The sequence below is a fragment of the Snodgrassella sp. M0351 genome (genome assembly GCF_016100575.1).
Classification (GTDB): Bacteria; Pseudomonadota; Gammaproteobacteria; order Burkholderiales; family Neisseriaceae; genus Snodgrassella; species Snodgrassella alvi.
The window spans coordinates 93,640-116,494 of sequence record NZ_JACFSG010000002.1 but is presented as its reverse complement, the minus strand read 5'-3'; the positions used below and the strand labels follow the sequence as shown (position 1 = coordinate 116,494).

The window sequence follows — 22,855 nt, the reverse complement described above, 5'->3', positions numbered from 1 at the left end:
TCCCTTACCAGACGCGGGGTGGAGCAGCACGGTAGCTCGTCGGGCTCATAACCCGAAGGTCGTAGGTTCGAATCCTGCCCCCGCATCCAGATTTCTAAAATGTCCTGTTTTAAACAGGACATTTTGTTTTATTCATTCTCTGAACATCTTTTCAAAAATAGATATTTCTGGTTTTCGATTGCCGATTTTACTTATTTATTTTTATTAGTAGTTGCGATTTATCTTAATTATCCATTTCATAACAAGCTGATTGATACAACCAGATTCAATATCTGACTAATAAATGTAAAACGACAATATCAAAAATGCAGGTTTAATGGCTTTGAACATATAAAGGCAGAAAAGATATGCAAAATCTTTCTGTACTGAGAATATTTTCAGATATCGAAAAATATCTTAATTACTCATATCAATCACATGTAAACCTGTAAAATTAACAATATTATTTTCACATGCATCACTGCACGGTATATATTTTATTAAATCTTTCAAAGTCTCAGTAATATTGGTTATCGGTTCAAAGCTTCCATGATTAATATCAGATATCCGTAAAACTTTAGATTAATTATATGAGATTCGACACGGAAACACTGGAATGTAAACAACAGTGTTATGTTCAGATAAGCTCGGAAATCAGAAATTATATTAAAAATTAATTTTCAACCAGTTTATTTACTCTGCCTGAATACTGGATTAACTCTAACTACTTAGGTAAGATAAAAATGAAGTAAGTAATCTGGAAATCCCGTGCGTTTTCTGGAATATTTAAAGGGTGATTAATGTATAAATTCAACGGATTTACGCAGGCTGGACTCAATTTTTTACAAGATATCCGGATTAATAATAGTAAGCCGTGGTTTGATGAGCATCGTTCAATTTATGACCATGAATTGATACAGCCATTTCGGGCACTGGTTGAACAGTTAACCCCTGAAATGTTGAAAATCGACAAAGAATTTGAAACTCGCCCGGCTATTGGTAAAACGATATCACGTATTCATCGTGATACCCGTTTCTCAAAAGATAAATCTCTTTATCGCAGCCGTTTATGGCTGACATTCAAACGTCCAAGCCGCGACTGGAAAGAGGCTCCTGCCTATTTTTTTGAAATTAGTCCCGATACTTATCGATATGGGCTTGGTTATTATTGTGCACCCAAACAAACTATGGACATTTTCCGTGAAGAAATACTGAATAAACCGGAAGTGTTTTTAAAAGTTATGAGGTGCGTGAAGAAACCGTTTGAGCTTGTTGGTGATAGTTATAAACGTCCTTTAGTTAAAGAGCAGGATAAAAAGATTGCAACATGGTACAACCGGAAAAATATTGCTGTAATGGCAACCAATCATCATATCGAGGATATACTTGACAGGGATTTACCAAATAAACTGACCCAAGGCTTTAAACAGTTATTACCACTTTATGATTTTTTAATGGATGTAGAGTTCATTAAGAATATTTCCAAGTTATAAATATTCTCATCAATATAAAATGATTTTTATTATTTCCCGTTATAGCTTTTAATTTCTGAGACAATGTAGCTATAGGGCTTCTTATAATTATTAGTTTTGAATTCTATATTTTCGGCAGGAATACTTTGTAGATATCTGCTCAGAACATCACGCACTAACATTCGGGTTACCCAATATTGGTGTTTATACTTGTTAAAGTATAATTTTTGCCACTGCTCCAATTCCTGATGATTCAAAAATTAGACATAGTTGGTCAAAGCAAATTCGGGATTTATTTCTTCATTATAGGTAAACCAGATGTGTATTTCATTTTCTGCTATCTTTATAAAGTTTTCTACTTAACAGAGGTCTCAATAAAAATCAAAGTGGTTTATACATATGGTAATTTATCAGTACCTGATTTTCTCTGGATATTTTGTTAGCCCGCTTTATTATAAAACCCCATTTTTTGAAAATTGGCATGGCCACTTTTGAAGCATCTACACTTAATTGTGAAAGCTTTTTCTGGTAGGCCAAGTTAAGCACATGGTCATAGAGTTTTCTGGCTACGCCACGTTTTTGAAAGTCAGGATGCACGTAAAAACAGTCTATGTAACCATCATCTTTAAGTTCTATAAACCCCGCAAGGCGTGAGCCAAAGATAGCCATCCAAGGCTGAGTGTTATCTAAACGTTTTAACCACATCTGATAATCTGGTGGTGTTGGGCACCATGCTTCTTGCTCTGCTTTGTTATAAATATCGGTATCAATAGCATGAATAGTCGAATGAAACAAATCGCATATTTCAGTGGCATAGAGTGGAGAGTATGGTTTTACTTCGATTTCAGATGCAGCATTACCCAACTTGTTTTCTATTTTCATTATGATTTGCTCCAGCAAGACTTTGCACTTCATTATCATCAACATTGATATGTTATCGCATATTTGCTGAGAAATTCATTATCACTGCAAAATACCGGGTATTGCTGCCGGTAACTGCCAGCTAAGAATCAGAAAAACTTTTTATCTTAATACGATGCCACATGATAAATAGCATAAAATTTACAAACTAAGCTTAATCAGACTAGTTTTCGCTACTTTTTTGCACATCCGGATAAACCCAAAGCTTATTATCATGCACTTCTGCCAGAAAAACATCATCCAGTTTTTCTCCTAACCGGTTCAGCTCATTTTCCAGCCATTTTTCGTCATGCCCCAGAGATTTTAAACTTGGGTAATTCACTACTCCATTTTCTACTACAACAACGGCCATGGAGGGATCACCTTTTTTTACTACGGTCATCTGACCATTATATTCAAACCAGACATCACTGAGTGCTTCCAGACTGTTATAGCCACGCTGATGGAGTAACATAATAAAATCACGGATAGACAGTTTTGCTTTACGAAAATTCTGTGAAAGCACGATTCCATTTTCCATTAAGCGTATAGAGGTACCGTCAACAAAATCTTTAGCAATATTGCGCTTAAATGTGGTGTAACGTACCAGTAACAGTAATCCTGCCCAAAAAATGGAAGCACTCATAAGTAGGGTAATACTTATGGACGGATTATATAGCGGACCGCCAATAATTGCCCCTAAAACCACGTTACCTACCTGATCAATAGCAGAAATGGGCGCCAGAGACCCTTTACCGGATAAGTTGATGTACACTAACAGAATACAAAATGCGACCAGCATTTTGAAAATGATATTGAGATAGATGGGATTCATTAACGGTTCCTTTTAAACAATAATAACCGCAGCTTCAGATAAATAAACATAAATTATTGATTTTAATAAATAAATGTATCATGAAATCAATAAAAGATATTATTCTGAATATCGCTCAATATCCTAAAGTAATTAATATTTATAATATTAGAAACACAATAATAAAATATATATTTATTATCAGTAGTTTATATTGTAATTTTAAGGTAAATTTCAATGTTTAATTTGTTTAAAATTATGTAATTAATTAATAATGCTTTTGGTTGAAATTTGGTCTTGATAAGGCAATATTGTTTTTGGCTGTGCCAGATATTTTCAGACGAAGGTTTTAAAAATTTGAATTCTGATGCGGAGAAAACCAGATTTAGTTACCCGCATCAGGTTATATAACGGCACTGATAAGATTACCAATAGCTATCATCGCATTAAAGCAGCTAAGAATTTACGGAAAAGTTTTCATTATCTGTTAATGTAACAAATGCTATCTAAATACAACTAATTTTTTATATCTCTGACTTATTGAAGTAATTAATGTTTTTATTTGCTCATCTATATCAGTAAAAAGATAGAAATTATGTAAACGCGGATAGTGTTTGATAAATATATTGCCTTTTTGGGTTCCGGCCGGGCATAAATTAAACGCTAATGTATTCGACGTTAAAATAATACTCATAAAATCATCCCAATAAAAAATACCTTCCATGTCAACAGATTTGATTAAGATTCCTTCTTCAAAAAACACATAATGATATTCAGCAGGCCAGTTAATTTCTTGGTATAATTTTTTTAATCTTCTGATTTCACGAATTATTCCGACAATTTGTGCTATAGATATCAGTAAAAATATAATCACGAGTATCTGAATAGATTCTATAACTGTTCTAGGTATTGCATTTTCCTCTAAAAAAAATTTTTGCAAATAAAAACATGCAATATCGATGATATAAATAATTACGCCGCAAAAAAAAATTTTTTTAGGAAAATATATTTTAAATATCTCCCGGGATATTTGAGGCGCCGGTGATTGATTTTCTTCTAATTTAATATTCTTGGTAAATAAATATGTTGCCGTATCAGGATCGAAAGCAACATAAGGCTCTAATATATATTTTTTCATTATGACATTTAATTAATTATGTAAATTAATTTATTTTATCAAAAACCAGATTTATTTATATGATATATGTCAATATTCACTTTTTTTGTAAATTTATTCTAAACGGATACTCGGTAGATTAATGTTGAAAATAAAACAGGCAACTATGAAGATATCTGGTTGCCTGCTTACCACTACAAAGCTTTGAAATCCATGCCGGTAAATATTCGTACCGGATTGCCACGGACTATCTGATGATGGTGTTTATGATGAACCGCCTTATTGCTTGCCTGCAATTGCTGTTCCTGCTGTAACAGCTTATGCTGGAGCAACAGTACAGCTAGTTTTTTATTAGCATGCTGGCTGCGCTCTGATTGCACTTTAACACTAATACCGCTGGCTGTATGTGTTGCTCTGACAGCTGATTCTGTTTTATTAACGTGCTGTCCGCCTGCTCCGGATGAACGCATGGTTTCAAATACAATTTCATCAGAGTACTGCTGAACAACTGGATTAAAACAACTTGCTCCGATAAACCAGTTTTTTCGTTTGTGCTGCGGACGATAAGGGCTGGTACAAATCCATTGAATAGTACCCTGCCACATATCAGCCAGTGCGCTGGCCTGAGTACCCTCTAAACTCACCAGTACCGAATGCAGTCCGTGTTTAGCCGGTTCCTGTTCCAGAACTTGTACTTCAACCTGTTTCTGTTTTGCTTCATATTGTAAACGTGCTAATGCTTTGACAACGGCAAGACAACATTCAGCCGGTCCGTAAGCAGCAGATAATTGCAAAAGTTGCATTATTTCTTCTCCGTCTGAACTTTATAAGTAATTACTGGTTTAAGGCGTGCTACCGGTCTGATTAGTTGAGCCTGAACCATGGCTGCGATTACACTTTCAATTGATTTATATGCCTGAGGGGCTTCTTCATATAACAGTTCACGATCACAGCAGATTACTCTGCTGCCATGTGCTGTACGGGTTAACTGTTCTGCTGTATAGCGTTCTACCAGCCTGCCCTTACAGGCAGAGCGCTGCCATTTACGCCCTGCACCGTGTGCCAGTGAATATAGTGAGGAAACGGTATCCAGTGGTTGTACCAGATAGCTGAAATCACCACGTGAACCAGGAATAATCACTAATCCCCTGTTGGCAGGTGCAGCTCCTTTTCGGTGCAACCAGCCATACTCCTTATTAATTGTTACCGGTTCTATAAAGTTATGGCTGATATCCAGCAGTTTTTGCCCCTGCTCACGCAGGTTAGCCAGAATACGTCTGCCAATCAGCTCGCGGTTCTGCTGTGCATAATCCAGAGCCAGATTGTGTTGCATCAGATATTCTTTACCGGCAGGACTATCGGCGATTAATCCCTGATGTCCGTACTGGCGGGTATGTTTATCCAGAATCATGCCGCCCAGCCCGCGTGAACCGCTATGTACCATCAGTTGCAGGTAATGTTTATCCAGTCCGGTCTGCCGGATAATTTCCGGTGCATAAACTGTCTCCAGCATTTGCAGTTCTGCAAAATGGTTACCGCTGCCAATGGTTCCTGAAGCATAGGTATGATTATTTAATGGCAGAATTTCCGGCCATAAAGCTGTACATTCTGTGATTGATAGCGGCTGATCAATATTACCCAGACGCTTAATCAGCTTCGCCTGATTCATTGCCCGGATTTTGACTGTGGTTTGCCATAATGCCATTCCGCAGCCAATATCCCCGCCAATCAGTGCCGGATAAAGATATTGGGTAGTAAAAAAAGCTGCACCCACCGGATAACCACGGCCGGGATGTAAATCCGGCATACCGGCAACGTATTTAATATCGGGAAGTTTTGCAGTTGTCTCTAGCTGCCGGATGGCTTCGCCCTCTAACCAGAGTTCTGGTGATGTTATCAGGGTAATATTGTCCGCCAGCTGCTGAATAGAATTGCCCATTCTGATCCATTCCAATTATTTTATTTGGTAATAAGCAAGCAATAGTCAGCCATGTTCATCATAAATGAACAGGATTTGCATGCTGAGTAATAAATTGGCAGGCCGTAGCCAAGGATCAGGATGTAATCAGCCCTGGATTGACCTGCAAGGGATAGGTAGTACAAACATAATTATTCCTTTCCGTTGCAATGTTGATAATTTGACAGAGTGGCGTACTGTAAATCAGGTTTTACAGGTAGTCAAAAATAATCAGTGATTTTTATGTCAATGAGCTGATTATAATTAGTGTTTTGTAGTTATTTCACCACTAATACATTAATCCGATACTGTTGACACTATTATTTTCAATTAAAAATAATAAAAATTAATCATTATTGATAATTTATACTCTGATATTAATCGGTAACCACGTTTCCTGCATTAATTTAAAAATCTGCGCCGAATTAAAACTTCCAGAACTGCTGCCCGTCAGTGGAACGGCAGTAGAAGTATAGTGATGGGGATTAACGATATTTATGGTCGCAGTAACTCAGGCAGGAATGGAACGGTAACGCCGCAATATATTGATGCCGTACAGAAATTATGTGCTCTGATAAGACAGTTTACCGGCACTGGTAGCGAATTTCAGGCTGAATGCTGAATTTTTCAGTAATTTTCTATTTGTGCTGATATCTGTCTGAATATATGCTGGCTGTTTACTGCTGGTAATACTTCTAAATAAATAGTTAGTCGGACATATTATTCTCTGTTGATGTGGCAGGCTTATGTTTACAATAACTGATTGGATTGATAAATACAAAATAAGGAATTTTTATGTCACAGTTTTTTGCTATCCATCCTACTGATCCTCAGGAACGACTGATTAATCAGGCAGCAGATATTGTTCGTGGTGGCGGAGTGATTGTTTATCCGACGGATTCCTGTTATGCACTGGGCTGCCTGCCGGGCAATAAACAGGCAATGGAGCGAATTTTACGTATACGCAGCATTGATCAGAAACATCATCTAACTCTGATGTGTCATGATCTCAGCCAGCTGGGCGTTTATGCGCGTGTAGATAATAGCCAGTTCCGGCTGCTCAAGGCAGCAACACCCGGAAGTTATACATTTATTTTGCAGGCCACCAAAGAAGTACCAGCACGCACTCTTCACCCTAAACGCAAAACCATCGGTTTACGTGTTCCGGACAATCGTATAGCTCTGGCTTTATTGCAGAATCTGAATGAACCGATGCTGTCATGTACACTGATGCTGCCTCATGATGATGAACCGTTAACTGACCCTTATGATATCCGGGATCAGCTCGAACATGAAGTGGATCTGGTTATAGATGGTGGCTGGTGCGGTACTGAACCTACAACCGTCATTGATATGACCGAGGATATTACGCTGATACGGCAGGGTAAAGGGGATGCTGCGCTATTTGGGTTGTAAAATTTTCACTGGTATCATAACTGTTTTGATACAGAATTTTCTATTTGTATTTTAAGGATTTTACTTTGCTGAAATTTGATCTGGCTTACTTACTTCTGGCAATCTTGCCGATTCTACTTGGGATTACGCTCCCGGCAGCAGTTTGTGGTTATATGGCACGCTTTTGCGGTGACCGTACAGCTGAAACGATGGGTCGGCTGAGTTTGAATCCGGCTAAATACATTGATATTGTCGGAACAATTATTATCCCGCTGGCAACCATGATTCTTTTGTCAGGCTTTCTTATGGTTGGCTGGGCCAAACCAGTACCAATTGACCCGCGCAATTTTAAAAACAGACGTCAGGGAGATCGTCTGGTAGCCATTGCCAGCCCCCTGGCTAACCTGCTCATGTGTCTGTGCTGGACCATTGTTGTGATTATCAGTCGGTGGGTGCCGGAATATTTTCAGGAACCAATGGCGATGATGGGAATCATAGGTGTCCGTGTTAATGCCATATTCTCTTTTTTCAGTCTTCTACCGATTCCTCCGCAACCGGGTGCACGCTTTATTGACAGTTTTCTGTCACCAAAAGCTTCGATGGAGTATCGTAAGCTGGAACCATATGGAAAATGGATTATTCTGCTTCTGATTGTAAGCGGCATATTTTCGTTTATTTTGCGACCATTTCTTAAAATGGTTACGTCACTGATGTTTTTAATAATTAATCTCTTCTGAGATCAGATGTAGTTTTCATTATTAAAAATTCTATTGAAATATTTAATTCGGCAAGAATATTTTTATATTCTTGCCGAATTATACTGATTACATCAATTTAAAATTAATTCTGGTGAATAAATGATTGGCTCATTGATTTACCAGGAAATTATTTTCTCTGTCCTAGTGTTACTCTTTCCAGACCTGCCAGATCAGGCTGTGTGTAAATCTGACTGAAATTATTCTGCGCTAACATTGTGCGAACTGCTTCTCCCTGATCAAAGCCATGTTCCAGTAATAACCAGCCATCAGGACGCAGAAAATGTGCAGCGCCGGTAATAATGGTTTGAAATGCAGTCAGACCGTTGTAATTATCGGTGAGCGCATGCTGCGGTTCAAAGCGCAAATCCCCCTGCTGCAAGTGTTGATCATGTACGGCAATATAAGGAGGATTGGATACAATTACGTCCACACTGTTAACTGCCGGCTGCGGCTGCGCCTGATACCATGAACCTTGTCCGAAAGATACGTCTGCCTGCAGGGCTACAGCATTGGTACGCGCAACTGCCAGTGCTTCTGCACTGATATCAGCTGCCCATACCTGTGCATCAGGACGTTCACAGGCTACGGTAATCGCAATGGCTCCGCTGCCTGTACCTAAATCCCACACAACTCCGTACTCAGGTAAATGTGCTAAAACCGCTTCTACGAGATGTTCCGTTTCCGGCCGCGGAATCAGTACAGCTTCTGTAACTTGAAAACGCCTGCTGTAAAATTCACGCCATCCGAGCAGATAGGCCAATGGCTCACCAGCCAGCCGCCGTTGTGCCAGTTGATTCAGTCTGGTCTGATCACTGCTGCTGATTAGCTGCTGACCATGGGCGATAATATAGCCATGACTGATATCCAGTACCTGCTGAAGCAGCATTCGTGCTTCCAGTCGCGGCAAACCGCAGTTGTGTAACCAGTTATCAAGAGTGATTGGCGTATCTGTATTCATTATCTATTCTTTAAGACAGGTTTATAACAAAAACAGGGTGGCCAGACCGAGAAAAATAAAAAAGCCGCCGGAATCTGTAACAGCAGTAATCAGCACACTGCTGCCAAGTGCCGGATCGCGGCCGGATTTTTGCATAATTACCGGTATCAGTACGCCGACCGTGGCAGCCAGTAACAGATTCAGTGTCATTGCAGCCACCATAACCAGACCAATACCTACGCTGTGATACAGGAAATAAGAAACAAGCCCCATCACAGAACCCCAGATAATACCATTTACAAGAGCAACGCCCTCTTCTTTGCGCAGTAACCGCCATGCCTGACTGTTACTGATTTGTCCGGACGTCATGGCGCGCACAATCATGGTAATGGTCTGATTACCGGAATTACCGCCAATACCGGCCACAATCGGCATCAGTGTTGCCAGCGCAACAATTTTTTCAATTGAGTTTTCAAACATACCAATTACACGGCTGGCAACAAAAGCCGTACACAAATTGACAGCCAGCCATATCCAGCGGTTTTTTACTGAATCCACTACCGGCGCAAACAGGTCTTCCTCTTCACGTAAACCGGCCATATTCAGCATATCGGTTTCTGATTCTTCACGAATCACATCCACCATTTCATCAACGGTAATACGTCCGATCAGTTTGCGGTTACTGTCTACTACTGGTGCAGTGACCAGATCATAGCGCTCAAATGCCGCTGCTGCTTCTTCAGCATCGTCTTCAGGACGGAAGGTAACCACATCATCGGCCATAACTGTCGAGACCAGTAAATCCGGATCGGCAACCAACAGACTGCGTATCGGTAAAACGCCTTGCAGAACATCGTAATTATCGACTACAAAGATTTTATCGGTATGGTCGGGCAAACGTTCAAAGCGGCGTAAATAACGCAAGACCACCTCGCAGGTTACATCTGCCCGAATACTCACCAGCTCAAAATCCATCAGTGCGCCAACCTGATTGTCTTCAAAAGACATTGCCGCAGTAATTTGTGCCCGCTCTTCTTCATCACGGCTGCTTATGGCTTCATAAACAACTTCTTTGGGCAAATCCGGAGCCAGCTCGGCCAGTTCGTCTGCATCCAGATTATCCACAGCGGCCAGCAGTTCCTGCTGCGCCATGCTTTCAATCAGGGTTTCACGTACCGGATCAGAAACCTCCAGTAATACCTCACCATCTTCAGTAGGTGTAGCCAGCTTCCACACCAGCATACGTTCCTGTAGCGGCAGTGACTCCAGCAGGGTAGCCATATCGGCAGGATGCAGCTCGTGCAGAGCAGCAATCAGTTCAGTCAGTGCCTGTTCCTGCTCCGGTGTTTGCAGGTATGACTGAGTATGCGAATGGATATGCTCGGCAACCGGCAAAAGAATAGCAACCAGCTCACATATGTGATCGGTATCCAGATGCAGGCGTTCCAGTTCGCTGAGATTGCTGTGGCTATCCATTGTATTGTTATCCTGTGTGTTGCATCATCCAAACCGGAATGTTACCGCTGCAATGCCAGCAGTATATCCTGATAAAACAGCATTTTGCCTGTTATGATAAATTAAAGCCTGCTTGAGCAGGCTGTCTTTAATAATATTGTACACGGATTTTACCTGTTCGCGCCTCTCCTTCTTTGCGTTTATCACCACAAACTATATTGCTAAGCTGCATAATCAGTGTATTTCACGGCAAGGTTTATATATTCTCTGTCACAGAAGAAGGTTGCTGATAACACCACATTGTTTTAATGTATAAATTACATTACTGCTGCAAATCATGATTAAATTCAGCAGGGGGAATAGCAACATGCTCAGAGAAAATTTCAATGAATTTCAGTATTTACTGACAATAGCCAAAGAGCGAAGTTTTACCAGAGCAGCCCGTAAACTGGGAATGACACAGTCTGCGCTCAGCCACGCGATTAAAGTTCTGGAGCAAAAACTGCAAACACGTTTACTGACCCGGACAACTCGCAGTGTGGCGCCTACTGATATAGGTGAACAAATAATTGCTTATCTGGAACCACGATTAAATGAGCTTGAATTTACATTACAGAATCTGGTTGAACAAAATGGTACGGCCAGCGGCAATATTTGGCTGTCTGTTAGTGAACATGCGGCAAATACGGTACTTTGGCCAAAACTGAAACCATTTCTGAAAGAACATCCGAAAATTAATGTTGAGTTATTTATCGATAACCATTTTGTAGATATCGTGCAGGATGGTTTTGATGCCGGAGTACGCCTTGGAGAGAGCCTCGAACAAGACATGGTAGCTATTAAACTGAGTTCTGAAATACGTCTGGCCGTTGTGGCATCAGCAGATTATTTCAAGACTCATGCTATACCGGCCACCCCATATGATTTACAGCATCATCAGTGTATCAATGTACGCTTACCCAGTGCCAACGCACTTTACCAGTGGGAGTTTGAAAAAGACGGCAAACCACTGCGCATTAAAGTAAACGGACAACTCACTTTCAATCAGTTGCCTGAGCGCATAGATGCCGTGTTATCTGGTTTTGGTATTGGCTACGTGCCCGAGGATATGGTCACAGCACTGGTGGCATCCGGTCAGCTGGTACAAGTACTGAAAGAATGGTGTCCTGCTTTTCCGGGCTATTACCTCTATTATCCCAGCCGCAAACAGCACCCCCGTGCCTTTGCTATGATGATTGATGCTTTACGACTAATTGAATAAGGGAAACCATATGAGCCTCCCTTATTCTTTCCTGATTAACGCCCTACACGTGCCTGCTGGTCAGCAGGATAACGCTCACCCACAATAGAAATATGCTCCAGAGCCTGATTAATTTCAGCAACATCACTGGCAGTTAGCTGAATGTCGGCCGCAGCCAGATTTTCCTGAAGTCTGTCTGGTTTGGTAGTGCCCGGAATCGGAACAATCCATGGTTTTTGTGCCAGCAGCCATGCCAGCGCAATCTGAGCCGGAGTAACCTGATGAGCCTGAGCCAGTTTATTGATCAGAGTGGTCAGATTTTCATTTGCTGCCCGTGCTTCAGGAGTAAAGCGCGGTACACGCCGGCGGAAATCATCGGCAGTAAATACGGTAGATGAATTAATGGTACCGGTTAAAAAGCCTTTACCCAGCGGGCTGAACGGTACCAGACCAATTCCCAGCTCCTGCAGCAAGGGCAAAATTTCTTTTTCCGGCTCGCGCCACCACATTGAGTATTCACTTTGCAACGCAGTCAGAGGCTGTACTGCATGAGCCCGGCGAATGGTAGCAGCACCGGCTTCAGACAAACCGAAATGTTTTACCTTTCCCTCAGCAATCAAATCCTTAACCGTACCGGCAACATCTTCAATCGGTACATCAGGATCGACCCGATGCTGATACAATAAATCAATCACATCTGTTTGCAGCCGTCGCAATGAACCTTCGACTGCCTGGCGAATATGCTCCGGACGGCTGTTTAAAATCTGCTGCTTATTATCATCACCAAACGTAAAACCAAACTTAGTGGCAATCACTACCTGTTGCCGGTAAGGTTTCAAAGCCTCACCGACTAATTCTTCGTTCAGATAAGGGCCATAGACTTCTGCCGTATCAAAAAAAGTCACACCTTGTGCCACAGCAGAACGAATCAGCTCAATGGCTTTTCCGGTTTCTGTTGCCGCACCATATCCGAAACTCAGCCCCATACATCCCAGCCCCAAAGCAGAAACAGCCAGACGGCTACTGCCTAAATAACGTTGTTGCATCGTACTATTCCTTTTGTGATTAATCGCAGAAACAGCATAGTCTTTGCAGGCAACAGGATTAAGAGGTCTGAATTACTAAGGTTAATTAATACTATTCATAAATAATCAACCTGCCTTTTCATCAGTCAAAAAAAAGCGCCTGACAAATCAGCAGGCGCTCAGCGGTATATTTCAGACGTAAATACTATCTTTTCCAAATACCTTTATCAGCAATGACTTTCAGAAAATACTGATTTATTTGTCAGCTTAATCAGCCCAGTATTTTTTCTTTGAAGTTTTACCAATACCCGGATTAAAGCTATTGGTAGGATCCAGCTGCCGGTAAAATTGCTTTAAAGCCGGTTTGGCATGATACAAGTGACCAACATTGTGCTCAGCCGGATACTGGGCTCCACGCTGATCAAGCAATACCAGCATCTCATCTTCAACTTTGTTGCAATCGGTACCTTTACGGGCAATATAATCCTGATGGAAAACATGACAGAAAAAGTGGCCATAATACATTTTATGGATGAAATGCTGATTAATACTGTCAGGCAGGGTTTCAAACCATTCGCTGTCATTACGCCGTAAAGCCACATCCAGTGCAACAATATTTTCTACCGTATCGCTATGCACATTACGATAGGTAGTCGCTGCGCCGGCTGCGGCAAAACGATGCAGCATTGCCGCTTCGGCCTCTTTTTCATTACAGCGGAAATAACTGCCGGTTTTCTGCTGGAAAAAAGTATTCAGAAATGCTTCTGCTTCCTCAATACCGTCATCAGCCATTTTCAGAATCAGATGGTGTTCGTAACGGTCGCGGTAATCACGAATGGACTGAGGTAAATGCTGCGGCAGAAACTTACACATAAATACCGCAAAATGGTCAGAAAAATTCTTCGGAAAAAACGGAATTTTCGCCATGATACGATCAACAAAATTCTTAAAGGCAAACAGGCGCGGCATAGCATCCGTACCGAATTTCTGAATGGCAACAAAAGTATCTTTACCATATGCCGCAGCAATATCAAAAGCCTCACGGTGCATGTACTCACCGGAAACCGGCAGATTTTTAAACTTGCTGAGAATATGGCGGCGAATATCATCCAGCTCGTGGGTATCATTACTGCCGATATAGAAAACCGCAGATTTTTTCTCCAGCGGGAAAGTATCCAGACGAACAGCAAAGACCATCAGACGTCCTGCGCTGCCGGAAGCTTCATAATGCCGTGCCGGATCGGCATTAAAACGTGCCGGCGTATCTGCATCTATTTCGCGTACATGGTTGCGGTATTCGTGGTCATGTCCCATACCGGCATCATGTTTGATATCTTGATCGCTGTATTTATGATTTTGCAGATTCTGTAAAATAGTTTCCGGTTCATCGCCCAGTTCGATACCAAGATGATTTACCAGATGCAACTGACCGTTTTCATCCAGTTGAGCAAACACTGCCATCTGAGTATAAGCCGGACCGCGCTGAATCAGCGCACCGCCTGAATTGTTACATACTCCGCCCATCACGGAGGCACCAATACAGGATGAACCGATAACCGAATGCGGACCACGCTGATATTGTTTCAGCTCTTTTTCCAGACGGAACAGTGTGCTCCCGGGCAGACAGACTACCTGTTCGCCATTTTCAATCACCTGAATACCATCCAGCCGGCGTGTGCTGACAATAACAATCGGGCGATCATAATCATTACCATCCGGTGTCGAACCACCTGTCAGACCGGTATTGGCAGACTGAGTGATAACTATCACATCAGCTTCAACACAGGCTTTTAATACCCGCCACTGCTCCACCAGTGTACCCGGTATCACAACAGCCAGCGCATCACCAACTCCGAAACGAATACCCTGACGGTAAGGCAGAGTACGTGCGGGATCAGTCAGAGTATATTCATGCCCGACAATTCCCTGTAATGTGTGAACGAGGTCGGTATGTGTATTAATACCCATACTGCTTCTCCCTTTATTATGTAGTGACTTATTCCTAATCAATACAAACCATTTTAGAACAGTTATATATTAACGGGAAGATTTTTAACATATCTGATGTATATCAGGCTTCAGGCAAAAAACCACCGCTCTGCCGTTGCCACAGCATAGCATAAACACCATTTTTTGCCAGCAGCTCACTATGTGTGCCCTGCTCAACTATCTGCCCTTTATCCATCACAATCAGCCGATCCATTGCAGCAATCGTAGACAGCCGGTGCGCAATTGCCACAACCGTTTTGCCCTGCATTAACCGGGTGAGATTTTCCTGAATGGCGGCCTCTACTTCTGAATCCAGAGCACTGGTGGCTTCATCCAGCAGCAGAATCGGCGCATCTTTCAGAATTACACGTGCTATGGCAATCCGCTGGCGCTGTCCGCCAGACAGCTTCACACCGCGCTCACCCACATGTGCATCATATCCATGTCTTGCTTTGGAATCTTCCAGTGATGGAATGAAACCATCCGCTGCTGCCTGCTGTGCTGCCTGTATCATTTCTTCATCAGAGGCATCGGGACGCCCGTAAACTATATTGTCACGTACTGAACGGTGCAGCAGAGAAGTATCCTGTGTCACCAGCCCCAGTGCTGCACGCAGACTATCCTGCGTTACATCGCGGATATCCTGCCCGTCAATCAGAATACGCCCGCCCTGTACATCATAAAAACGCAGCAGCAGATTGGTCAGTGTCGTTTTACCGGCGCCGCTGCGTCCGACCAGACCCACTTTTTCTCCCGCGCGGATATGTAGGTTAAAATCGCGCAGCAGCGGTTTATCCTCACTGTAAGAAAAATTTACATGCTCAAAGTCAATCGCACCCTGATTAACTGTTAACGGCAGTGCCTTAGGTTTATCAACAATAGCATGCGGACGGGATAGTATCTTCATACCATCTTCAACCGTACCGATATTTTCAAACAGACGCGCACTTTCCCACATTACCCAGCGTGAAAGACCATTAATCCGTGAGGCCATGGCTGTCGCTGTGGCAATAGCACCGACACCCACCTGCCCCTGCATCCACAGCCAGATACCCAGACCGGCAGAACCGACTACCAATAAAGTATTAATCATGGTGCTCAGACTATCCAGCAGAGTTGCCAGACGCATCTGCGCATTCACGGTTACCAGAAATTCCTGCATTGATGCTTTGGCATAGGCGGCTTCACGCGCACTGTGTGAAAACAGCTTCACCGTAGCAATATTGGTGTAGGCATCAGTAATACGACCGGTCATCAGACTGCGGGCATCTGCCTGCCTCTGAGCAGTTTCAGACAGCCTAGGAATCAGAAATCTGAGTACCATGACAAACAGCACTATCCACAGAATAAAAGGCAGCAATAACCAGCTGTCCATACCGGCAAGTATTACCCCGCTGGTAACAAAATAAACCAGTACATAAACCAGCATATTGGACACAGACATTACCGTATCACGTACCGCAAGCGCGGTTTGCATCACCTTGGCAGAGACCCTGCCAGCAAATTCATCCTGATAAAAACCCATACTCTGCCCGAGCATCAGGCGGTGGAAATTCCAGCGAAGGCGCATCGGAAAGGCGCCCTGAAGAGTCTGAAACTGTACGTTGGAAGAAAGAAATGACCAAATAATACTGAATATCAGCACAGCAGCCATCAGCAGCAGCTCATGTCCTTTTTCCGGCCATAACCTGTCTGGTGAATAAGCACCAAGCCAGTCGATTACCGTACCAAGGAAACGAAATACCAGTGCCTCCAAAATACCGGTACCTATTGTCATGACAACCATCAGCAGCAGCCAGAGGCGTGCTCCTTCCAGACAACTCCAGATAAACGGCAACACACCTTTTTTCGGCGGTTGCGGAAGCGTATCCGGATAAGTATCAATGCGGTTTTCAAACCAGCTGAAAAATCGGTTCAGTAACATATTGCGCGGGCTTTCTGCATAGGTGAGCCATAGCGGCTGTACCAGCAAATACGGCAGCCAGAAAAATAATAAGTCAAATCATTATACATAATCTGAAATATAAATCAGCTTTCAGCGGTTTGTGTTAGAATCCTGCAGGCACATCAGCATACCAGACAGTCGCTGTGCATAATATACATGCATGGAGGAAAGTCCGGGCTCCACAGAGCAGAATGCCGGCTAACAGCCGGGCGTCGTGAGGCGACGGAAAGTGGAACAGAAAGCATAACCGCCGATGGCTGTGGGAAACCACAGCACAGGTAAGGGTGAAATGGTGCGGTAAGAGCGCACCGTGCCGTTGGTAACAACGTGTAGCAGGCTAAACCCCATTCGGAGCAAGACCAAACAGAATGCACTGACGCTGCTCGCCGAGCATTCGGGTAGGTTGCTAGAGCGGCACAGTAATGTGCCGCCCAGATGAATGACTGTCCAACAAGACAGAACCCGGCTTATCGGTTGTCTGATGTGCCCCTCAGCATAATGGTTATTCATACAGTTGTAACCGTTTTTCCGGCTCTCTTGTACTCATTGATTATTCAGCATTCCCATGGCACCGGATATCAAAGAAAATCATAAAGTAAAAACAAGTTAGTTATCTATTGTTATCATTCATTGAACAATCTGATTAATTTATTTTTGACCATGCCCTGCATCAAGCGAAAGATGGAAAATCTGATACAGATTCTGATTATTTATGGCTGGTTTGTCTTTAAAAAAAGTAAATGCGGCATAACGCCATTTATCCGGATTATAAATAATCACTTTACCAGTTTTATTTTTATACTCAGCACTTTGAAAAGAAAAATCTCTTAACCGTACTTGTTCTGCTATAGAAAAATTTTCTTCTGATACATACCGGCTTTGTGAGAAATCATTTGTCAATTCCACTTCTGCTGTAATACCAATATTGATTTTTTGCCAGCCAAAAGAATTAATAATATTGTCAAAATAGCCTTCGAAAATAAATTTGTTCATTCCTTTGGTTTGTTTCCAAAGATAAAGAGGACAATATCCATTGCCTGTGTTGCCACTCTTTTTATCAGAAATTATATAAGCCTTAAATAATAAATCTTCAAAGCCATCTGTTTTAAAACCATTATTTTGAATACGATCTTTGATAATATTCATATCATAATCGGCTGGTAAACTAATTTTATATTGCATAGCCTGCATACTAAATTCCCGCTTTAAACAATGTAATTCAGTTTATAAATTTAATTCAATTTTGAATAATTCTAATCTGCGATTGAGTTATCAGAAAAAATGATAGGCATATACAACATATGAATTTCAAAGGATTATTGATTTTTAAAACAGTTTATGACGTTAAAAGTCTTAATAAAGCAGCAAAAATTTTAGGCTATTCACAATCTAATCTGACCGCACATCTGAAAAAGATGGAACATGAATTACGGGCAACGCTTTTTATCCGTAGTTTTGATGGAATGAAACCAACAGCACAAGGCCATCAGTTTTATGCTTTTAGCAATTCAACACTTGAAAAATTTGCACAAATAAAATTATCATTTAAATCTGTTAAACCTTTATTATTAATTTCAGAACTTCTGTTTCAGTTTATTGTTATTGAAAAGACTGAATATCAAATAGAATCAACAGATATTGTTATTAAAAAAACCTGTGAAATAGAAAATGAAATTAATCAGCACAATTATGATAAGGTTATTACTTTTAAAGAATTTAAGCATAAAGATTATGATTTGACAGAAACCGGATATTTACCTGTTGCCTTTTTAAAAAGTTCCAAAGTTACTACTCATCTGCATTTACCTGTCCTGATTAACAACGATGCAGATTGTCCCTTACGTGCCAAAACTTTAGCAATATATCCGCAGCTGACTAATATTATTACCATTGATTCTCTCAGCCAGCTGTTAAATCTTGTTGAAAAGGGGCAGGCAATAGCACTATTACCCGTATTCTTTGCGCAGGATAAACTTACACCACTTGATACTCTCCAGTATCAGATTGACTATTTTTGTTATCAGCATCAATCAGTTTAAAAAAATTTTATATCATATCAAGTTTACTATCACTACTCGGACCATCATTAACCGGTTAAGTCTGTTAATAACCCATCTGCTGTGAACTGAATATATCTGTATGGATTTTTACTGCTACAGCCTGCATGTCCGCACATCTGAATAGTGCCTTACCGATATAGTTACCACTAAATAAGCGCAGAAATTATCTAAACAGGTACAAGGTTATGGTTTAATATTTATTCCCGCTGAATTGATAATCTCACCAGTCAAAATCCTTGAATTTTGATTTATATCATTCTATTTTTTATAGAAATAACATAATATCTATAAAATAAAACAGATATTTACATTCTTATATTCTCCAGTAACGCCTAATGCCGGATAACTATTGAATTCTTACTTTTTAAACCCAGAGATAGCCAAATGCAAAAAATCTTTATAGCCATTATTTTTGTTGTCTGTCAGTTAATCTCTTACTCAGCATTAGCTCTAACTGTGTCCTCCCCACCCATCTATCAAGTTAAAGCATCTGATTTTATAGAAAAATTCAATATCTTAAATAAACAATATCGATATAATCTGAAACCTATTAAAAAAAACGAGGAGTCTCTACCTGAATATGACCTTGCACCTAATATCAACCTCACAATGTATAGAAACAGCGGGATTAAGTTGGTAGAAAAACTTAAACTTAACTGTGACCAATCCTCGAATAAAAAATCAGCCGATATGAATAAATGTCAGCAATCTATTCAACTTATGAGTAAAGCATTTGATCCTGATTTTGAGCTTAGTGACTTCGAACGGAATAAAGTATGTGAATCCCAAAAAAAAACGTCATGGACAGCTGGATCCAGTGGCATGATAAGATCATGTTCATATGAGTTCAATAAAGTTCGTTATACACAGGAGCATGATCTGGACGACCAATCTTTACGCTTTACCATTTCTACATACAGACAATCTTCTGATAGATCTGAATATTTAAGATACATCAACCCAAAATGAGCATTTAGCAATATAAGACATACTGGTATGCAAATAATTTATATAACTACCAGATTTTTGTTCCGACTGGATTGATAAATATGACCAGTTAAAATCTTCGAATTTGATTTATATCATTTTATTTTTTCAGATAAATAGCATAATATCTATATCAATTAACCTATCTTTGCTTTTTATATTATCCGGCAGCGGCAGCTCCTAGATAATTATTGAATGCTTACTTTCTCAAACCAGAGATAGCCAAATGCAAAAAATCTTTATAGCTATTATTTTCATTATCTGTCAGTTAATCTCTTACTCAGCATTAGCACTATCTGTGTACTACCCACCCATCTATAAAGTTAAAGCATCTGACTTTATAGAAAAATTCAATACTTTAAATAAACAATATCGATATAATCTGAAACCTATTAAAAAACCCAAGGAGCCTCGATCTCGATATGAAATCACTTATCTCCTTACACCTAATATTTATCTCACAATAAAGAGCGACTTTGAGTTAGTAACAGAACTTAAACTTGCCTGTGACCAATTCGCCAATAATAAATCAGCCGGCATGAATAAATGTCAGCAATCTATACAGCTTATTAGTGAAGCATTTGATCCTGATTTTGTGCTTAGTGACTTCAAGCGGAATAAAGTATGTGAATCCAAACGAAAAACATCATGGCCAGCTGGATCCATTGGCATGATAAGATCATGTTCATATGAGTTCAATAAAGTTCGTTATACACAGGAGCGTGATCTGGACGACCAATCTTTACGCTTTATCATTTCTCCGCGTCTTGGAGGTGTGTCTTAGCACTGATTATTAAATAATTTAAATATGAATAACCATAATGAATAAGATCGGATAACTGGTCTTTTAGGATTAATGCTAGTTACTATCACGTTTAATAATTAATTCCAAAGGGAATGATGGGATAAACAATACCAGATGGGGCAGATTGAATATTCTCAATCCTAAGCCTGATAAATAATCAGTTTTAATCAGTTTCAATGCCCTCATTCCAGCTTGAATTATGGCTATATTTTTGATTTATTCTCATTCATAAACCCATCCTTTTCAATTTTATTTGCACATTTGGCATTACATTTCTAACTTAAAACTTAATTTGGAAAATGGAATATGGTTTTTATCCGTATACAGTATATTTTTAAACTGAATCTGACTTTATTAACAGATTTAAAATATACAGACAGTTTTATACCTGCAATTTGTACTGCTAATTGTGTTTAATCTCTTTATCCGAATAAAATTTATTCATATGAAGTGAAAATTTTGGTTGTTTATTTTACATCGCCAGAGAAAATTTTATGCCGGATAATCACTACTAAATACTGTTAAATCTCAGGTTACATCAACTCAGAAGGAGTATTTTGCATAGCCTGAATAATCAATGTAGATATAATTTAATTATTTGTCCGCTCAGTAACAGACTTTACATTAACAGTAGTTTTATGTCAGGCTTGGCTATTGTTTAATTATCGGTATCAGCATGCACACGCGCCAGTTTTTGTCTTTATATGGTTCTATTTTCTTTCTGTTTTCCGGTTACGGGCTTTTTCTGAATTCTGCTGGAGTAAAGCTGACCCAAATGGGAGTCAGCAATATTACCATCGGTGTGCTGAATGCTGCCTTTTTTATTGGTGGTACGATTTCTGCTATTGTTTCTCACCGGATTATTTCACGCGTAGGACATATCCGCAGCTTCAGCGTATTTGGTGCATTGTTTGCTATTGCCGCTCTCGCCCATCTGATGGTAGAACAGTTGTGGATGTGGGGGATTTTGCGTGCAGTACTGGGTTTTTGTCACTACAGTTTATTAATGGTAGTGGAAAGCTGGTTTACAGCCCGCAGCGTTCCTCAGAACCGCGCCAAGATTCTGGCTCTGTACGAAGTAGTATATTACATGTCGTCAGCAACCAGCGTTCTGCTGCTAAGTCTGAATATGACCAGTAATAACATTTTTACACTGGCTGCTATTCTGGTGATTGCCGCCACGTTACCGGTAGGGCTAACCCGTATGCAGCAACCGGAAATTCCTAAACGTGAACGTATCAGCTTGCCGCATGTCTTTTCCATTGTACCACTGGCATGGATAGCCTGTTTTATGGCAGGGATTTTTATTAATGGCTTTTTCACCATGGGCTCGGTATTTATGCTGAAACTGGGCTACAGTCTGCCTAAAGTATCTTTGTTTCTGGGTTCTGCAATGATTGGAGGGTTTACCATCCAATTATTTATTGCCTGGCTATCAAATAAATTCGGGCGTCCGCGTACTATTTTCGGCTGTGCCTGTGTGGCTGCAGTAGCAGCAATCAGTGGCATGCTGTTGTTATTGGTGTTGCCGGGTAATATCTGGGCTCAGTGCGTGATTGCACTGGCTATCGGTTGTAGCGGCTTTCCGATGTATGCACTGGGGCTGGCACGCGCCAATGATGTTTTACCTGCCAATATGAATACAGTGGAAGTAAATCGCTGTCTGCTGTTTGTTTATGGTTTGGGCTCACTGGTGGCACCACTGATTCTGGGTTCAGTTATGCAGCTGTTCAATCATTTCGGCTTCTATAGTGTATATGCGATTATCGCAACCATTCTGGCAGTATATGCGTATATGCAGCCGGCTGTCCCTGTTTCAGAACGCAGTGTTTATGTACCGGTATCCGGTAATGTTGGACCGATGACTGCCGAGCTTGACCCGCGCAACAATAATGCTACTGACACTCCGTATGATGCCCAAAGTGCAGAACAGCATATTCATGAAACTTTGCAGAATACTGATACTCAGGATCAGCCGGATAAATAACTATTTGCAAAGCAAGCAATGTATCGCATAAAC

The 22,855-nt window shown here is 40.8% G+C and carries 20 protein-coding genes, 1 tRNA gene and 1 other RNA gene; 11 read left to right on the top strand and 11 right to left on the bottom strand.

What is annotated here, in order from left to right; genetic code table 11:
* The first annotated feature begins 12 nt into the window (after positions 1 to 12).
* Together H3V01_RS08220 and H3V01_RS08215 are read left to right on the top strand one after the other, a co-directional pair.
* Positions 13 to 89 (top strand) — tRNA-Met (locus tag H3V01_RS08220).
* A gap of 690 nt (positions 90 to 779) precedes the next feature.
* The gene (locus H3V01_RS08215) at positions 780 to 1,472 is read left to right on the top strand and encodes a DUF2461 domain-containing protein (protein WP_198186517.1); all 693 of its coding nucleotides are present in this window, start codon (positions 780 to 782) and stop codon (positions 1,470 to 1,472) included.
* A 360-nt stretch (positions 1,473 to 1,832) separates the two neighbouring features.
* Here H3V01_RS08215 and H3V01_RS08210 read toward each other — a convergent pair whose 3' ends face one another.
* From H3V01_RS08210 to H3V01_RS08190, 5 genes are all read right to left on the bottom strand, one after another.
* On the bottom strand, positions 1,833 to 2,333 hold the full coding sequence (locus H3V01_RS08210) for a GNAT family N-acetyltransferase (RefSeq protein WP_198186516.1): 501 nt from the start codon (positions 2,331 to 2,333) through the stop codon (positions 1,833 to 1,835).
* A gap of 202 nt (positions 2,334 to 2,535) precedes the next feature.
* Entirely contained in the window at positions 2,536 to 3,186 is a 651-nt protein-coding gene (locus H3V01_RS08205; protein ID WP_078475428.1) for a DUF421 domain-containing protein, read from the bottom strand.
* 481 nt (positions 3,187 to 3,667) lie between these two features.
* The gene (locus H3V01_RS08200) at positions 3,668 to 4,303 is read right to left on the bottom strand and encodes a hypothetical protein (RefSeq protein WP_198186515.1); all 636 of its coding nucleotides are present in this window, start codon (positions 4,301 to 4,303) and stop codon (positions 3,668 to 3,670) included.
* A gap of 173 nt (positions 4,304 to 4,476) precedes the next feature.
* Entirely contained in the window at positions 4,477 to 5,085 is a 609-nt protein-coding gene (gene prfH, locus H3V01_RS08195) for a peptide chain release factor H (RefSeq protein WP_198186514.1), read from the bottom strand.
* Positions 5,085 to 6,221, bottom strand: coding sequence for an RNA ligase RtcB family protein (locus tag H3V01_RS08190; protein WP_198186513.1), 1,137 nt, complete (start codon positions 6,219 to 6,221; stop codon positions 5,085 to 5,087). Before H3V01_RS08190 ends, prfH begins: the two co-directional genes overlap by 1 nt.
* Before the next feature lie 496 nt (positions 6,222 to 6,717).
* On the opposite strand from H3V01_RS08190, the gene H3V01_RS08185 reads away from it, so the two are divergent.
* The 3 genes from H3V01_RS08185 (at position 6,718) to H3V01_RS08175 (ending at position 8,371) form a co-directional block, all read left to right on the top strand.
* Positions 6,718 to 6,861 carry a hypothetical protein gene (locus H3V01_RS08185; RefSeq protein ID WP_172397107.1) on the top strand — a complete coding sequence of 48 codons (144 nt, stop codon included), beginning with the start codon at positions 6,718 to 6,720 and terminating at the stop codon, positions 6,859 to 6,861.
* Between the two features lie 173 nt (positions 6,862 to 7,034).
* Positions 7,035 to 7,655, top strand: coding sequence for an L-threonylcarbamoyladenylate synthase (locus H3V01_RS08180; RefSeq protein ID WP_198186512.1), 621 nt, complete (start codon positions 7,035 to 7,037; stop codon positions 7,653 to 7,655).
* 65 nt (positions 7,656 to 7,720) lie between these two features.
* Positions 7,721 to 8,371: a site-2 protease family protein gene (locus H3V01_RS08175; protein WP_198186511.1), complete on the top strand. Its 651-nt coding sequence runs from the start codon at positions 7,721 to 7,723 to the stop codon at positions 8,369 to 8,371.
* A gap of 148 nt (positions 8,372 to 8,519) precedes the next feature.
* Here the strand turns inward: H3V01_RS08175 and prmC are convergent, their stop codons facing one another.
* A complete protein-coding gene (prmC, locus tag H3V01_RS08170) occupies positions 8,520 to 9,332 on the bottom strand; it encodes a peptide chain release factor N(5)-glutamine methyltransferase (protein ID WP_370570129.1) in 813 nt (270 codons plus the stop codon).
* 39 nt (positions 9,333 to 9,371) lie between these two features.
* A complete protein-coding gene (gene mgtE, locus H3V01_RS08165) occupies positions 9,372 to 10,805 on the bottom strand; it encodes a magnesium transporter (RefSeq protein WP_025331738.1) in 1,434 nt (477 codons plus the stop codon).
* 346 nt (positions 10,806 to 11,151) lie between these two features.
* Between mgtE and H3V01_RS08160 the strand changes: the two genes are divergently transcribed.
* Entirely contained in the window at positions 11,152 to 12,045 is an 894-nt protein-coding gene (locus H3V01_RS08160; RefSeq protein WP_198186509.1) for a LysR family transcriptional regulator, read from the top strand.
* Positions 12,046 to 12,080: 35 nt separating this feature from the next.
* On the opposite strand, the gene H3V01_RS08155 is transcribed toward H3V01_RS08160, so the two are convergent.
* The 3 genes from H3V01_RS08155 to H3V01_RS08145 form a co-directional block, all read right to left on the bottom strand.
* Positions 12,081 to 13,070, bottom strand: coding sequence for an aldo/keto reductase (locus tag H3V01_RS08155; protein WP_198186508.1), 990 nt, complete (start codon positions 13,068 to 13,070; stop codon positions 12,081 to 12,083).
* Between the two features lie 246 nt (positions 13,071 to 13,316).
* Positions 13,317 to 15,017: a D-lactate dehydrogenase gene (dld, locus tag H3V01_RS08150; RefSeq protein WP_100115734.1), complete on the bottom strand. Its 1,701-nt coding sequence runs from the start codon at positions 15,015 to 15,017 to the stop codon at positions 13,317 to 13,319.
* A 103-nt stretch (positions 15,018 to 15,120) separates the two neighbouring features.
* A complete protein-coding gene (locus H3V01_RS08145; protein ID WP_174834296.1) occupies positions 15,121 to 16,962 on the bottom strand; it encodes an ABC transporter ATP-binding protein in 1,842 nt (613 codons plus the stop codon).
* Positions 16,963 to 17,105: 143 nt separating this feature from the next.
* On the opposite strand from H3V01_RS08145, the gene rnpB reads away from it, so the two are divergent.
* Positions 17,106 to 17,469, top strand: an RNA gene (gene rnpB, locus H3V01_RS08140) — RNase P RNA component class A.
* 162 nt (positions 17,470 to 17,631) lie between these two features.
* On the opposite strand, the gene H3V01_RS08135 is transcribed toward rnpB, so the two are convergent.
* Positions 17,632 to 18,174: a DUF4865 family protein gene (locus H3V01_RS08135; protein ID WP_084554593.1), complete on the bottom strand. Its 543-nt coding sequence runs from the start codon at positions 18,172 to 18,174 to the stop codon at positions 17,632 to 17,634.
* A gap of 110 nt (positions 18,175 to 18,284) precedes the next feature.
* On the opposite strand from H3V01_RS08135, the gene H3V01_RS08130 reads away from it, so the two are divergent.
* The 4 genes from H3V01_RS08130 (at position 18,285) to H3V01_RS08115 (ending at position 22,822) form a co-directional block, all read left to right on the top strand.
* A complete protein-coding gene (locus tag H3V01_RS08130) occupies positions 18,285 to 19,022 on the top strand; it encodes a LysR family transcriptional regulator (protein WP_084554591.1) in 738 nt (245 codons plus the stop codon).
* Positions 19,023 to 19,427: 405 nt separating this feature from the next.
* Positions 19,428 to 20,012 (top strand): hypothetical protein, encoded by a 585-nt coding sequence (locus H3V01_RS08125; protein ID WP_198186507.1) that lies wholly within the window; start codon positions 19,428 to 19,430, stop codon positions 20,010 to 20,012.
* Positions 20,013 to 20,256: 244 nt separating this feature from the next.
* Positions 20,257 to 20,814 carry a hypothetical protein gene (locus H3V01_RS08120; RefSeq protein ID WP_198186506.1) on the top strand — a complete coding sequence of 186 codons (558 nt, stop codon included), beginning with the start codon at positions 20,257 to 20,259 and terminating at the stop codon, positions 20,812 to 20,814.
* A 697-nt stretch (positions 20,815 to 21,511) separates the two neighbouring features.
* Positions 21,512 to 22,822, top strand: a complete 1,311-nt coding sequence (locus tag H3V01_RS08115) for an MFS transporter (RefSeq protein ID WP_084548612.1) — start codon at positions 21,512 to 21,514, stop codon at positions 22,820 to 22,822.
* Positions 22,823 to 22,855 lie beyond the last annotated feature (33 nt).